10 protein-coding genes are annotated in these 13,698 nt (G+C 74.1%); 3 read left to right on the top strand and 7 right to left on the bottom strand.

The window, feature by feature from the left end:
• Window positions 1-79: 79 nt before the first annotated feature.
• The 4 genes from BM385_RS21685 to xylB form a co-directional block, all read right to left on the bottom strand.
• A complete protein-coding gene (locus BM385_RS21685) occupies window positions 80-865 on the bottom strand; it encodes a bestrophin-like domain (RefSeq protein ID WP_019436390.1) in 786 nt (261 codons plus the stop codon).
• 9 nt (window positions 866-874) lie between these two features.
• On the bottom strand, window positions 875-1,549 hold the full coding sequence (locus BM385_RS27325; protein WP_175543073.1) for a hypothetical protein: 675 nt from the start codon (window positions 1,547-1,549) through the stop codon (window positions 875-877).
• Window positions 1,550-1,724: 175 nt separating this feature from the next.
• The gene (locus tag BM385_RS21675; RefSeq protein ID WP_051131261.1) at window positions 1,725-2,951 is read right to left on the bottom strand and encodes an ROK family transcriptional regulator; all 1,227 of its coding nucleotides are present in this window, start codon (window positions 2,949-2,951) and stop codon (window positions 1,725-1,727) included.
• Window positions 2,952-3,110: 159 nt separating this feature from the next.
• The gene (gene xylB / locus BM385_RS21670; RefSeq protein ID WP_093844091.1) at window positions 3,111-4,544 is read right to left on the bottom strand and encodes a xylulokinase; all 1,434 of its coding nucleotides are present in this window, start codon (window positions 4,542-4,544) and stop codon (window positions 3,111-3,113) included.
• A gap of 122 nt (window positions 4,545-4,666) precedes the next feature.
• Between xylB and xylA the strand changes: the two genes are divergently transcribed.
• Window positions 4,667-5,839, top strand: a complete 1,173-nt coding sequence (gene xylA, locus BM385_RS21665; protein WP_093844090.1) for a xylose isomerase — start codon at window positions 4,667-4,669, stop codon at window positions 5,837-5,839.
• A 43-nt stretch (window positions 5,840-5,882) separates the two neighbouring features.
• Here xylA and BM385_RS21660 read toward each other — a convergent pair whose 3' ends face one another.
• Entirely contained in the window at window positions 5,883-6,929 is a 1,047-nt protein-coding gene (locus tag BM385_RS21660; RefSeq protein ID WP_175543072.1) for a LacI family DNA-binding transcriptional regulator, read from the bottom strand.
• A gap of 283 nt (window positions 6,930-7,212) precedes the next feature.
• Window positions 7,213-9,144, bottom strand: coding sequence for a glycoside hydrolase family 127 protein (locus tag BM385_RS21655; RefSeq protein ID WP_093844089.1), 1,932 nt, complete (start codon window positions 9,142-9,144; stop codon window positions 7,213-7,215).
• 134 nt (window positions 9,145-9,278) lie between these two features.
• On the opposite strand from BM385_RS21655, the gene BM385_RS21650 reads away from it, so the two are divergent.
• Together BM385_RS21650 and BM385_RS21645 are read left to right on the top strand one after the other, a co-directional pair.
• Window positions 9,279-11,042, top strand: coding sequence for a family 43 glycosylhydrolase (locus tag BM385_RS21650; RefSeq protein WP_093844088.1), 1,764 nt, complete (start codon window positions 9,279-9,281; stop codon window positions 11,040-11,042).
• A complete protein-coding gene (locus BM385_RS21645) occupies window positions 11,039-12,481 on the top strand; it encodes an RICIN domain-containing protein (RefSeq protein ID WP_093844087.1) in 1,443 nt (480 codons plus the stop codon). Before BM385_RS21650 ends, BM385_RS21645 begins: the two co-directional genes overlap by 4 nt.
• A gap of 58 nt (window positions 12,482-12,539) precedes the next feature.
• Here BM385_RS21645 and BM385_RS28295 read toward each other — a convergent pair whose 3' ends face one another.
• Window positions 12,540-13,490: a DMT family transporter gene (locus BM385_RS28295; RefSeq protein ID WP_093844086.1), complete on the bottom strand. Its 951-nt coding sequence runs from the start codon at window positions 13,488-13,490 to the stop codon at window positions 12,540-12,542.
• Between the last annotated feature and the right edge of the window lie 208 nt (window positions 13,491-13,698).

Here is a 13,698-nt window from a genome sequence, read left to right as displayed (position 1 = left end):
CTAACCGCGCCCCACCCGCCCCGTGAAAGGACCCCGGCCCAACCCGACACTCTGTCAAGTGCGCCGCAGCTGCCGGGAGTTAGCCGTCCTCGGGCAGAACCTGCGGGAAGAAGGTGCGGAACGCCTCCGTCGAGTCGCTCAGCCCGCGGGCGAACGGGAAGTCGAAGTGCCAGATCAGGTACAGCAGGAATACGATCAGCGCGCTGAACAGACCGGCCAGCAGCAGCTCACGCGCCGTCCGCCGGATCTGGAGCGCGAACAGCATGCCCACCACCACCGCCCCGCCCGTGATCAGCCCCAGCCACACCACGGCCGGCAGGGTGGATTCGGCGCTCAGCCCCCGGCTCGCCCGGGCCTCGGCGGCACTCGACAGTTGCTGGTGCATCCCCTCGTACGCGTACCCCTGCGGTGCGGTGGCGGGCTGGAGGCCCGACACGGTCTGCCGCAGCTGCGCGAACAGCTGGTCACCGTCCTCGCTGAGGCCCCCGTGGTCGATCATGTACGACCACTCCTCCTCCACGGTGTAGCCCACGTACCGCTCCACGGCGCCGCGTACCTCCGCCTCGGTGTCCTCCGGGAACACCTGGGCGCGCTCGCCGAGTTCGTGCAGCGCCTGGGCTTCCTGGCGCACCCACTCCTCGGCGGCGCCGCGCTCCTCCCAGACGCCGGCGATGGCCAGGCCCAGCACGATGGCGTACACCACCCCGACCATCATCGTCATGTACTCGATGACGTCCGGGGTCTCGGTGGTGTCCTCGCTCTCCGCGGGGCGGGAGGCGGCGCGCCGGTGCCGCAGCTGGACGGCGACGATGATCACCGCGCAGGTGGCGGCGATGGTGAGCAGCAGAACGAGCCAGTCGGACAATCGGGTCTCCTAGGAGGTGCTGCGCGGTCCCGGGCGGGTCCGGGGGCGCAGGATGGCGGCGGCCAGCACGGCGGGAGCCAGGATGAGCAGGGTGCGGGTGGTCATCGGCATGCTGTGATCGGCGCGTTCCGAGCCGGAGGGCGGAGGTGGGCCGGCGACGAACTGCACCGGCTCGGGCCCCGGTTCGGGCTCCGGCGCCGGTTCGGGGGTCGGCTCCGGCTCGGGTTCCGGGGCGGGCGGTGGGACGGGCGTCGGCTCCGGCGGCGCGGGCGGCGTCCCGGGTACGGGTACGGGCCCGGGTTGCGGCGCGGGGGCGGGCGCGGGCGGTTCCGGGGGAGGGGGCGGTGCCGGGGGCTCCGGCTCGGGAGCGGGCGCCGGTGGTTCCGGCTGCGGCGGCGGCTCCGCCGGCCGGCAGGTGCCGTGCTCGATCACCACGACCGGGGTTCCGTCCGGGCCGGTGACCGACACCGAGGAACAGCCGCCGCCGTGCCGGATCACCACCCCGGGGCCGCCGTCCGGGCCGTCCGTCCCGACGATCACCGTCGCCTCGGAACCGGCGGCGGAACCGGGGCCCGGCGGCTCCCCGCCGACGGCGCAGGCCCCCGCCCCGGAGGCGGCGGCCAGGACGAGTAAGGCGCACCCCGCGCCGACGGCGGCGCGTCGCGCTTGTTGCCCAGTGGTCACGGGGGCGATTGTGCGCGGGGTGTCAGCAGGGTCGCACGACCGAGACGATGTTTTCGCCTGATGTGATGAAAAACCAGTCAGTGGCGCATGAACAACTCATCTCTGTGCATGGGGCGTTGACCGGCAGGGCCGGCCGGAGAGCCGGGCCCGGCCCGTCCCTCCGGCCGGACACCGGTCACAGCATGGCCCCGCCTCCCGGCGCCGTCAGCAGCCGGGCCGGGGTGTCCAGCGCACCGCGCACCGCGCTGCGCGCCGCCCCCAGCAGCGGCCCGGCCGGGCCGATCAGCGAACCCGTCACCGGGGTCGCGGTGGTCCGGCCACCCGCCGTCAGCATGGTGCGGCGGGCCAGCTCCCGACGGACCGGCGGCAGCAGCCACGGGGAGAGTTCGGCCAGCGAGCCGCCGATCACCACCTGGTGCGGATCGAGCAGATTCACCGCACCCGACAGCGCGATGCCCAGCGCGGACCCCGCCTGCCGCACCGCCCGCAGCGCCACCGCATCGCGCGCCGCGCACCGTTCGGCCAGCTCTCCGGTGCGCCCGCCCGGCTCCGTGCCCGGGGCGAGGCCCGCCGCGCGCAGCAGGGCCGCCTCCCCGGCGTAGGTCTCCAGGCAGCCGCGCGCCCCGCACGGGCACGGCGGACCGCCGGGCCGCACCGGGACATGCCCCAGCTCGCCCGCGAAGCCGTGCGCGCCGCGCAGCACGGCACCGTCGACCACGATCGCCGCACCGATGCCGATCCGGGCCGACACATGCACGAAGCTCCCGTTGCCCGCCGCGCCGCGTTCCTCCCACAGCTCGGCCAGCGCACCGAAGTTGGCCTCGTTGTCGACGGTCAGCGGGCCCTGGCCGGACGGCAGCAGGGGCGCCAGATCCACCTCGCGCCAGCCGAGGTTCGGGGCCCGGGTGACGGTGGCGGTGCCCCGGGCCACCAGCCCCGGCACCGCCACCGCGAGCCCGGCCGGCCACAGCCGGTGGGTGGCGGCCTCGGCGGCCAGCCGCTCCAGCAGCCCGGTCAGCTCGGCCAGCACGGCGCCGGGCTCATGGCCACCGGGCCCCATGCGGTGATCGATCCTGGCCCGTACGGCGCCGCGCAGGTCCATCGCGCAGACCGTCAGATGGTCGACGCCGATCTCGGCGCCGAAGCCGCACGGCCCCTGATCGGCGAGCACCAGCTGGCTGCCCGGCCGCCCCACCGACCCCGACCGCCCCGGCCCGCGTTCGCTGAGCAGCCCGCCGCGCAGCAGTTCGTCCACGAGCGTGGACACGGCGGCCCGGGTGAGCCCGATCCGCCCGGCCACCTCGGCACGCGACAGCGCCCCTTCATCGGCGAGCGCGTGCAGCACCCGGGAGAGGTTGTGCTGGCGCACCTGGGCCTGCGACTGCGGTGATCGGGGGGTCAACGGAACTCCAGGGAACGAGGGGACGGGGGAGAGGGGGTACGGGCGGGGCGGGGTCCGCCGCTCCCCGCTGCCGGGGACGCCCCGGGGCACTGCCCGGCAGCGGGGAGCGGCCGGCGGTCCGCACCCGGCGGCCCGCCGGGTCCGGGCACCGGCACCCTCTCAGGGGCGGCTCAGCAGGGCGCCCGCGTCGTCCAGCGCCGTGGACAGGCGGCGCAGCGCCGCCTCGTCCCGGTCCACCGCCTCGTAGGCCGGACCCTCGGCCGTGTTCCACTCCCGGGCCACCGCCGACGCGTCCCGGCCCAGCAGCAGGCCGGCGGCCTGGGCCGCCGCGCCCAGGGCCACCAGTTCCTGGGCGCGGGGCACCACCACGGGGCGCCCCGACAGCCGGCGCACCGTCTCCCGCCAGGCCACCCCGCGCGCGCCGCCGCCGATCAGCAGAATCGGTTCCGCCGGGTCCGCGTCCGCGTCCAGCACCCGGTCCAGGGCCTCCAGCAGCGCGAACACCGCCCCGTCGTACGCCGCCTGGAGCACCTGGCCCCCGGTGGTGTCGTGGCGCAGCCCGGTGAGCAGCCCGCTGGCGTACGGCAGATCCGGGGTGCGCTCCCCATCCAGGAACGGCAGGACCACGGCCTCGCCGCCCGCCTCCACCGCCTCCCGGTCCAGGCCTAGCAGCGCCGCGAACCGGTCGACGGCCACCGTGCAGTTGAGCGTGCAGGCCAGCGGCAGCCAGTTGCGTCCGGCGTCGGCGAACCCGGCGACCACCCCGCTGTCGTCCGCCGGCCGCCGCCCGGCCACCGCGTACACCGTGCCGGAGGTGCCCAGGCTCAACACCGGACGCCCGGGCAGCAGGCCGAGGCCGAGCGCGCCCGCCATGTTGTCGCCGGTGCCGCCGGCCACCAGGATGCCCTCCGGGAGCGGCAGTCCGGACCGTACCGTCCCGGCCGGCTCGCCCGCCGGGACCACGCGCGGCAGCAGCTCCGGGTCCAGCCCGACGTGGCCGAGGATCTCCGGGTCGTACGCCTCGCTCTCCGTCGACCACCAGCCGGTGCCCGAGGCATCCCCGCGGTCGGTGGTGCCACCGCTGACCTCCTGCCCGGTCAGCCGTCCGGTCAGATAGTCGTGCGGCAGCCGCACCGCGCGGGTCGCCGCGGCGGCCTGCGGCTCGTGCTCGCGCAGCCAGGCCCACTTGGTCACCGTGAAGGACGTCGGCGGTACGCTCCCGGCCCGCCGCGCCCACCACTGCGCGCCGCCGAGCTCCTCGATCAGCCGCTCGCGCTGCGGGGCGGAGCGGGTGTCGTTCCAGAGCAGCGCGTTGCGCACCGGACGGCCCTCGCCGTCCAGCGTCACCAGGCCGTGCTGCTGGCCGGCGACCGAGACCGCCGCGGCTTCCCGCACCACCGGGCCGCACTGATCCAGCGCCTCGCCCAGCGCCTGCCACCACTGCCCGGGGTCGCTGTCGCCCTCGGGGCTCACCACGTGCGGCGCCTGGCCGCGGGCCACCACCGTGCCGGTGGCGGCGTCCACCACCAGCGCCTTGGTGGACTGCGTGGAGGAGTCCACGCCCACCACGAGAGGTCCATCGGGTGCGGCCATGATCGCGTCCTTCCGTCGCCCGGCGCCGGCGGTGGCGGCCGGGGGCTTCCACTGAGGGGCAGGTGCATACTAATTTGTTAACGGACATGACGAATAGCCGTACCGCACGACGAGGAGCCGCGATGTCCTATCAGCCCACCCCCGACGACAAGTTCACCTTCGGTCTGTGGACCGTCGGCTGGCGCGGCAACGACCCGTTCGGCGACGCCACCCGCCCCGTGCTGGACCCGGTCGAGTCCGTCAACCGGCTCTCCGAACTGGGCGCGTACGGCGTCACCTTCCACGACAACGACCTCATCCCGTTCGACGCCACCGAGGCCGAGCGCGACGCCATCGTCAAGCGCTTCAAGGGCGCCCTGGAGACCACCGGGATGAAGGTCCCGATGGCCACCACCAACCTCTTCACCCACCCGGTCTTCAAGGACGGTGCCTTCACCGCCAACGACCGCGACGTGCGCCGCTACGCGCTGCGCAAGACCATCCGCAACATCGACCTCGCCGTCGAGCTGGGCGCCGAGACCTATGTCGCCTGGGGCGGCCGGGAAGGCGCCGAGTCCGGCGGTGCCAAGGACGTGCGCGACGCCCTGGACCGGATGAAGGAGGCCTTCGACCTCCTCGCCGACTACGTCACCGGGCAGGGCTACGACCTGAAGTTCGCGATCGAGCCCAAGCCCAACGAGCCGCGCGGCGACATCCTGCTGCCCACCGTCGGCCACGCCCTGGCGTTCATCGAGCGCCTGGAGCGGCCCGAGCTGTTCGGCGTCAACCCGGAGGTCGGCCACGAGCAGATGGCCGGGCTCAACTTCCCGCACGGCATCGCCCAGGCGCTGTGGTCGGGCAAGCTCTTCCACATCGACCTCAACGGCCAGAACGGCATCAAGTACGACCAGGACCTGCGGTTCGGGGCCGGCGACACCCGCGCCGCGTTCTGGCTGGTCGACCTGCTGGAGCGGGCCGGCTGGGACGGGCCGCGGCACTTCGACTTCAAGCCGCCGCGCACCGAGGACATCTCCGGCGTGTGGGCCTCGGCCGCCGGCTGCATGCGCAACTACCTGATCCTCAAGGACCGGGCCGCCGCTTTCCGCGCCGACCCCGAGGTCGCCGAGGCGCTGCGCGCCGCCCGCCTGGACGAGCTGGCCGAGCCCACGCTCAACCCGGGCGAGACCCCGGCGGCGCTGCTCGCGGACGTCTCCGCCTTCGAGGAGTTCGACGTGAACGCCGCCGCCGAGCGCGGCATGGCCTTCGAGGCGCTGGACCAGCTGGCCATGGACCACCTGCTCGGCGTCCGGGGCTGACCCGCCCCGCCGGGCCCGGCCGCCCGCCCGTCACGGGCGGCGGTCAGGCCCGGCCGCCCGGCGGCGCCGTGGAGTCGCGCACCACCAGCCGGGTGGACAACTCCGTACGCACCCCCTCCGGCCGGTCGCCCGCCACCATCCGCAGCAGCAGCCGCAGCGCCGTGCCCGCCATCTCCGCCAGCGGCTGGCGCACCGTGGTCAGCGCCGGGGTGGCCCAGCGCGCCTGCGGCAGATCGTCGAACGCCACCAGGCTCACCTCCTCCGGTACCCGCAGCCCGTGCCCGGCCAGCGCGCGGCACACCCCGAGCCCCATCTCGTCCGAGCAGCTGAACACGGCGGTGGGTGGCTCGGGCAGCGCCAGCATCCGCTCCATCTCCCGCCGGCCGCCCTCCTCGGAGAACTCCCCCCAGCCCACGTAGCCGGGCGGCACCGGCAGCCCGGCCGCGGCCATCGCCGAGCGGTGGCCGGCCACCCGCGCCGTACTGGACTGCTCGCGCGGGAACCCGCCGATCACCGCGATCCGCCGGTGCCCCAGACCGATCAGGTGCTCGGTGGCGCTCACCCCGCCCTGCCAGTTGGTGGCGCCCACCGAGGGCACCCAGGGCGGCGGCTGGCGCACCGGATCGATCATGACGAACGGAATGCCGTGCTGCCGGAGCCGGCTGTACTGGCCCTCGCTCAGCCCGGCGAGATTGAACAGCATCCCGGAGGTCTCCCGGGCGCACAGCCGCTCCAGCCAGCCGTGCTCTCCTCCCGCGCCCCGTGCCCCGCCGGCGGGCGCCGCCGAGACCAGCACCGACACCCCGGCCTCCCGCGCCGCGCGTTCCACCCCGTGCAGCACGGCACCGGACCACGGGGAGTCCAGCTGACGCATCACCAGCTCGATCAGCGCCGGCCCCCGCCCGGCGCCGGTCCGCTGGCGGCGCACGTAGCCGAGCCGGTCCAGCACCTCGGTGACCCGGCGGCGGGTCTCGGGGGCGACGTCCTCCCGGCCGTTGGCGACTTTCGAGGCGGTGGGCACCGACACCCCCGCCTCCCGGGCTATCACGGCGAGTGTCGGCCCTCCGGCCGCCGCTGCGGGACGGACCACGCGAACTCCTACTCCTGGTGCCCGGCCCGGCGGAACCCCCGGGTCCTCCCGGATCGGCCGGTCGCCACGGTGACCTGGTAGCAAGCGCTTCCCACGGTAAAGGAACGCCACGTTCCGGGGAAGAGCCCCGCCGCGAAGTGAGCAGCAGAGAACGGCTTTCGAAAAGCGCTGCCCGACATCCCGGACAACGCCCCGCACACTCCCGCCGCGCCCCCTCTTCCCGGGCACCGGACAAGACATCCGCACCGGGCCGGGTCACCGCCTCCGCGCCACCCAGTCCGCGTTACCCGGCGCCGCCGCCTGCCCGTGGCAGCCACACCCGCATCGCACCGTCCGCGCGATTCGCCCAGGCGTGATACGGCACGGCCGTCAGCTCCACCGGATCGCCCGCCGGGCCGTCCACCGCGTCCTCGCCCGCCCCCGCCCCGTACGGCCACCCCGCCCCGCCGCCGGCCGCCCGCACCCGGCCGCGTGCCCTCAGGACCGTCACCCCGCCCAGCAGCCCGGGCCGGTGCTCGGCCACCGGCACCCGCTCCGGATCCAGCGCCAGCGCGTCCAGCGACACCCCGGGCGGCAGATCGGTCTGCTCCAGGCAGTACACCAGCGGGCCGCGTTCCAGGGCCACCGTGCCGCGCACCGCGTCCACCCGCGGGTCCGCCCCGGTCACCCGGACATCCAGCGGCAGCCGCAACTCCACCCGCTCCCCGGGTGACCAGACCCGGCGCAGCCGCAGCCAGCCGTCCGCCGGACGCTCCACCGTGCCCCCGTCCAGGCCGGCCGTGGCCGCCCACGGCGGAATGCGCAGCGCCAGCGTCCAGGGACCGGCCGGCGCCTCGTCCACCGTGATCTCGATCCGCCCGTCCCACGGATAGTCACCGGCCACCGTCACCGCGCCGCCGCCCGCCGCGTACCGGCCGCAGGCGTACTGGTGCACCTGGAGCCCGGTGTCGTCCCCGCTGGCCACGTAGTGCGGCAGCGAGGCCAGCAGCCGCATCACGTTCGGCGGGCAGCACGCGCACCGGAACCACGGCGTGCGGCGGGCACTCTGGTCGCCGGGCCGGAACTCGTATCCCTCGCGCACCTGGAGCGGATTGACGTACAGCCAGCGCTCCCCGTCCAGGCCGATCCCGGACAGAAACCCGTTGTACAGGGTGCGCTCGATCAGGTCCGAGTAGCGGGACTCGCCGGTGAGCAGCGCCATCCGCCAGCCGAACTGCACCGAGGCGATCGCCGCGCAGGTCTCCGCGTACGCCCGGTCCGGCGGCAGCTCGTACGCGTCGCCGAACGCCTCGCCCTCGTACCGCGCGCCGACCCCGCCGGTGAGATAGGTCTTGCCGCTCACCATGGCCGACCACAGCCGCTCCAGGGCCTCGCGCAGCTCCCCCTCCCCGGTCTCGGTGGCCAGATCGGCCGCGCCCGCCAGCAGATACAGCTGCCGCACCGCGTGCCCGGTGACCGTGCGCGCCGCGCGCACCGGCACCTCGTCCTGCCAGTACGCCCCGCCGGTCACGCTCTCCCCGCCCCGCTCGAAACCGGGCTCCAGCGAGCCGTGGCCGCGCAGATCCACGAAGTACGCCGCCAGATCGAGCCAGCGCCGCTCACCGGTCTCCCGGTACAGCTCCACCAGCGCCGTCTCGATCTCCGGGTGCCCGCACACCGCGTCCACCGCGCGGCCCGGACCGAACGTCTCCTCGATGTGCGCCGCGAACCGCAGCGCCACCTCCAGCAGCGCGGTGCGCCCGGTGGCCCGGTGGTGGGCGACGGCGGCCTGCATCAGATGGCCCGCGCAGTACAGCTCGTGTCCCCAGCGCAGATCCTGCCAGCGCCGGCCGGGGTGCTTCACCTGGTAGTGGGTCTGGAGATAGCCGTCGGGCTCCTGCGCGGCGGCCAGCAGCGCGATCAGCCGGTCCACCTCGCCGGCCAGTTCCGCGTCCGGTGTGTCGGCCAGCTGCCAGGAGGCGGCCTCCAGCCATTTGTGGACGTCCGAGTCCTGGAACGGGAAATCGCCGGTGAAATCGGTGTCCGCCGCGCCGGCCGCGGCCCGGAGATTACCGAGGTTTCCGGCCGATTCCAGCTTCCGCGGCCCCTGCGGAATGCTGACCGTGGCATTGGTGTGCCGCCGCGCGGCCCAGAAACCGCCGGTGATCCGGGCCTCGGTGGCCGGCCGCAGCCGGGCGTGCGCTGCGGACGTCAGCCGTATCGGGCCGTGCGTCATGGCGAACTTCCTTTCCGCAAGCGGTTGCTGCGGCGCAGATTAACAGCCGTCCGTCCGGTTTCTTTCGCTTTCGAAAGTTCTCGGCTTCCCGGAAGGTCTCCCGCCCGAGGGGAGATCCCCTTACCGTTACGGACATGTCGCAGCCCGCCGCGCCGTACACCAATCCGCTGATCCGGCAGCGCGCCGACCCGCACATCACCCGGCACACCGACGGCCGGTACTGGTTCACCGCCACCGTGCCCGCGTACGACCGCATCGTGCTGCGGCGCGCCGACACCCTCCAGGGGCTGGCCGGCGCACCGGAACACACGATCTGGCGGCGGCACGACAGCGGGGAGATGAGCGCCCACATCTGGGCGCCCGAACTGCACTTCGTCGACGGCGCCTGGTACGTCTACTTCGCCGCTGGGCGGGCCGAGGACCCGTGGGCGATCCGCATGTACGTCCTGCGCAACGTCTCACCCGACCCGCTGACCGGGATGTGGAGCGAGCTGGGCCGGCTGCGCACCCCCTGGGACAGCTTCTCGCTGGACGCGACCACCTTCGCGCACCGGGGCACCCGTTACCTGGCCTGGGCCCAGCACCATCCGCAGCGGGAGAACAACACCTCCCTCTTCCTGGCCGCCATGGACACCCCGTGGTCGATCACCGGCACGCCGGTGGAGATCAGCCATCCCGAATTCGACTGGGAGACAGTCGGTTTCAAGGTGAACGAGGGGCCGGCCGTGCTGGTGCGGGAGGGCCGGGTCTTCCTCAGCTACTCGGCGAGCGCCACCGACGCCAACTACTGCGTGGGCCTGCTCACCGCGGACGCCGGGGCCGATCTGCTGGATCCCGCCTCCTGGACGAAGAGCCCGCGGCCGGTCTTCCGCAGCAGCGCACGCAACGGCCAGTGGGGCCCGGGCCACAACAGCTTCACCGTCGCGGAGGACGGCGTCACCGACATCCTCGTCTACCACGCCCGCGACTACCGCGACATCAGCGGCGATCCGCTGCGGGACCCCAACCGGCACACCCGGATCCAGCCGCTGGGCCGGCACCCGGACGGCACCCCCGACTTCGGTGAGCCGGTCCCCGACGGCCCGGTCGCGCCGGCCGCCTCCGGCAGGTACCGGTACACGATGACGGGCTTCACCCAGGGCGGCGCGGAGGGCCTGCTGGTGGCCGATTCGGCCGACGCGCTCCACTTCACGCCGCTGCCCGGCGCCGGTTACACGCCGCCGGCCGGACTGCTGCGCGATCCCAGCCTGCTCCGGCACACCGATGGCCACTACTACATCGTGTACACCACCGGCTGGGAGGGCGACACCATCGGGTTCGCGCGCAGCGGGGACCGGCTGCGCTGGCGGCATCTGCGCGACCACCGGCTGCGGGTGCCGGGACTGGTCCGCACCTGGGCCCCGGAGTTCTTCCGGGACGAGGACGGCAGCATCCATGTGATCGTCTCCCTGGACACCACGGGGGACCATCGGTTCACCCCCCACGTGCTCACCGCGACCGGCGGGAGCCTGACCTCCTGGACGGAGCCGCAGCCGATGGCAGGTCTTGACGGGTCCAACTACATCGACACCTGTGTGATCCGTGTGGACGGCACGTACCACGCGATCACCAAGCAGGAGAACACCAAGTATCTGGAGCACGCCACCGCGCCGGCCCTCACCGGCCCCTACACGGTCGAGGGCACCGGCGACTGGGCCGGGTGGGGCAGCTGGGTCGAGGGACCGTCGCTGGTGCCGCTGGACGGCGGCGGGTGGCGGCTGTACTACGACGCCTACCGGGACGGCGCCTACCGCTACAGCGACAGCCGCGACGGGCTGCGCACCTGGAGCGCCCCGCGCGAACTGCCCGGCCTCTCCGGCACGGTGCGGCACTTCTCGGTGCTCCGGGAGGAGATATGAGCAGGGCGCGCGGTGCGTGGCAGGTGGCGCTGGCGGCCGTGACCGGACTGCTGCTGTCGCTGCTGACGGTCTCCCCGGCGCACGCCGCGCCGGTGACGGTGCTGAATGGCACCCAGTTCACCGATCCCACCGGGCAGCCGGTGCACGCGCACGGCGGCGGGGTGATCGAAGTGGACGGTTACTACTACTGGTTCGGGGAGAACCGGCAGGAGAACAGCAACGGCTTCCGCTACGTCTCCGCCTACCGTTCGGCCGATCTGAAGAACTGGGAATTCCGCAACCACGTGCTGACGCAGGCGTCCGCGCCGGAGTTGCAGGCCGCCAACATCGAGCGGCCGAAGGTCATTCACAACCGGGCCACCGGCCAGTTCGTGATGTGGATGCACAAGGAGAACGACCAGAACTACGCCGAGGCGCGGGCCGCGGTCGCGGTGTCCGACACCGTGGACGGCGACTACACCTGGCGCGGCAGCTTCCGGCCGCTGGACCACATGTCGCGCGACATCACCGCCTTCGTCGACGACGACGGCACCGGGTACATGGTCTCCGCCGCCCGGGAGAACTACGACCTGCACATTTACCGGCTCACCGCCGACTACACCGCTGTCGCGGAACTGATCGCCAACCCCTGGCCGGGCGGCCACCGCGAGGCGCCCGCGCTCTTCAAGCGGAACGGCGTCTACTTCATGCTCACCTCGGGCGCCACCGGCTGGAGCCCCAACCAGCAGCAGTACGCGACCGCCACCTCGCTCGCCGGGCCGTGGAGCGCGATGGCGAACATCGGGGACAGCACCACCTTCGGCTCGCAGACCGCGTATGTGCTGACCGTCCAGGGCAGTGCGGCCACCTCCTACCTCTACATGGGTGACCGCTGGGGCAACTCCTTCGGCGGCCGGGTCAACGACTCGCGCTATGTGTGGCTGCCGCTGACGTTCCCCACCTCCCGGACGATGACCATGAGCTGGTCCCCGCAGCTGGTCATCGACACCGCGGCCGGCACGGTACGGGGCGAGGGCGGCCCGTACCGGACGCTGGCCGCCCGGCATTCGGGCAAGTGCGTGGACATCCCCGGCCAGTCCCAGACGATCGGCGCGCAGGCCATCCAGTACGGCTGCAACAACGGGCTCAACCAGCGGTTCTGGTTCCGGGACGCGGGCGGCGGGTACGTGGAGCTGATCTCGAGGCACAGCTCGCTGTGCCTGGCCGCCTCCGGAGGTTCGGCCGCGGACGGCGCGGCGGTGGTGCAGACGCCGTGCACCGGCGCGAGCGCCCAGCAGTGGCGGCTCGCGGACGCGGGCGGCGGGTACTCCCAGCTGATCGCGCGGCACTCCGGCAAGTGCCTGGACGTGTCGGACGAGTCCGCCGCCGACAACGCCCGGCTGATCCAGTACGCGTGCGGGGCCGGCGGGCACCAGCAGTGGCGGGCCACCACCGTGTGACCCCCCGTACGCCACGGCCCGCGGCCCTCCCCGCACCGGGGGAGGGCCGCGGGTGCGGTCAGCGGCGCCGTACCGTCAGCACCAGGAGTCCGGCGACCACCAGGGCCACCCCGCTCCAGCCCCGGACGCCCAGCCGTTCGCCGACCACGGCCACCCCGAGCACGGCGGCGACCACCGGCTCGAAGAGGGTGAGCACGGTCGCGGCGCTGGCCCGTACCCGCACCAGGCCGGCGCCGAAGAGCAGATAGGCCAGGCACATCGGGACGAGCGCCAGATAGCCGACGACCAGCAGGCCCCGGCCGGTGACCAGCAGCGGCCCCGAGGTGAGCGCGAACAGCGGGACCAGCACCAGGGTGCCCAGGCCGAACAGCGCGCCCATCACGGCCCGGGAGGAGTGGCCTCGCCGGATGAGACACCCGGCGTAGTAGGTGTACCCGGCGTAGGCGGCGCCGGCCAGCAGACCGAGGGCCACCCCGGCCGATATCCGGGCGGTGTCGCCCCCGCCGGCTCCGCCGGCCGCCACGAGCAGGGCGCAGCCGCCGCCCGCCGCGCCGGCCGCTGCCGCCCAGCGGCGTGTCAGCCGGGTGCCGTCCAGGATCCGCTCCAGCAGGGCGGCGAAGACGGGGGCGCAGCCGAGTGAGACGACGGTGCCCACCGCGACCCCGGCCCAGGCCATCGAGGTGTAGAAGGCCAGCGGGTAGATGACGATGCCGAGCGCGCCGAGCAGCGCCCAGCCGAGCGCGCGGCGGCCCGAGCGCAGCACCGCGAGGGCGGAGCGGCCGGCGAGGGCCAGGGTGAGGAGTCCGCCGATGCCCATGGTGCCGGCGCCGATGGCCAGCGGGGAGGCGCCGGCCGGCGCGAAGGAGGCCACGGTGCCGGTGGTGCCCCACAGTGTGGCGGCGGCCAGGATCAGCAGCGGGCCGCCGGGGCCGCGGGTGCCCGCTGCGGGCGGCGCGGCGGCGGGCGCGGTGGTGGCGGAGGAAGGGGAAGGCGATGCGGTCGAAGACATGAAGAGTGTGTCCTGCTCCGTCGGAAAAGTCCGGTTGAGGGAAACGGAGTGAGGACGCACGAGGTCGAAGGCCCCGGCCCGGGTCGGTGCGCCGGGTGGGCCGGTGGTGTGCGGTGGATGCCCGCGCCGTGCGCCCTCAGCGGGTGAACGGCGGCGGAGTGACCGCGTGCCAGTAAGTCGATCGCATGAGCATAAGAATAGAGGACGG

This window comes from Streptomyces harbinensis, assembly GCF_900116145.1.
GTDB lineage: Bacteria > Actinomycetota > Actinomycetes > Streptomycetales > Streptomycetaceae > Streptomyces > Streptomyces carpaticus.
This window is presented reverse-complemented; position numbering and strand designations above follow the sequence as displayed.

What these genes read in the sequence shown, in the direction of transcription:
- xylB (WP_093844091.1), bottom strand. Translation starts at nt 4,544, where the DNA reads ATGGCCGCACCCGATGGACCTCTCGTGGTGGGCGTGGACTCCTCCACG.
- xylA (WP_093844090.1), top strand. Translation starts at nt 4,667, where the DNA reads ATGTCCTATCAGCCCACCCCCGACGACAAGTTCACCTTCGGTCTGTGG.
- BM385_RS21655 (WP_093844089.1), bottom strand. Translation starts at nt 9,144, where the DNA reads ATGACGCACGGCCCGATACGGCTGACGTCCGCAGCGCACGCCCGGCTG.
- BM385_RS21650 (WP_093844088.1), top strand. Translation starts at nt 9,279, where the DNA reads ATGTCGCAGCCCGCCGCGCCGTACACCAATCCGCTGATCCGGCAGCGC.
- BM385_RS21645 (WP_093844087.1), top strand. Translation starts at nt 11,039, where the DNA reads ATGAGCAGGGCGCGCGGTGCGTGGCAGGTGGCGCTGGCGGCCGTGACC.
- BM385_RS28295 (WP_093844086.1), bottom strand. Translation starts at nt 13,490, where the DNA reads ATGTCTTCGACCGCATCGCCTTCCCCTTCCTCCGCCACCACCGCGCCC.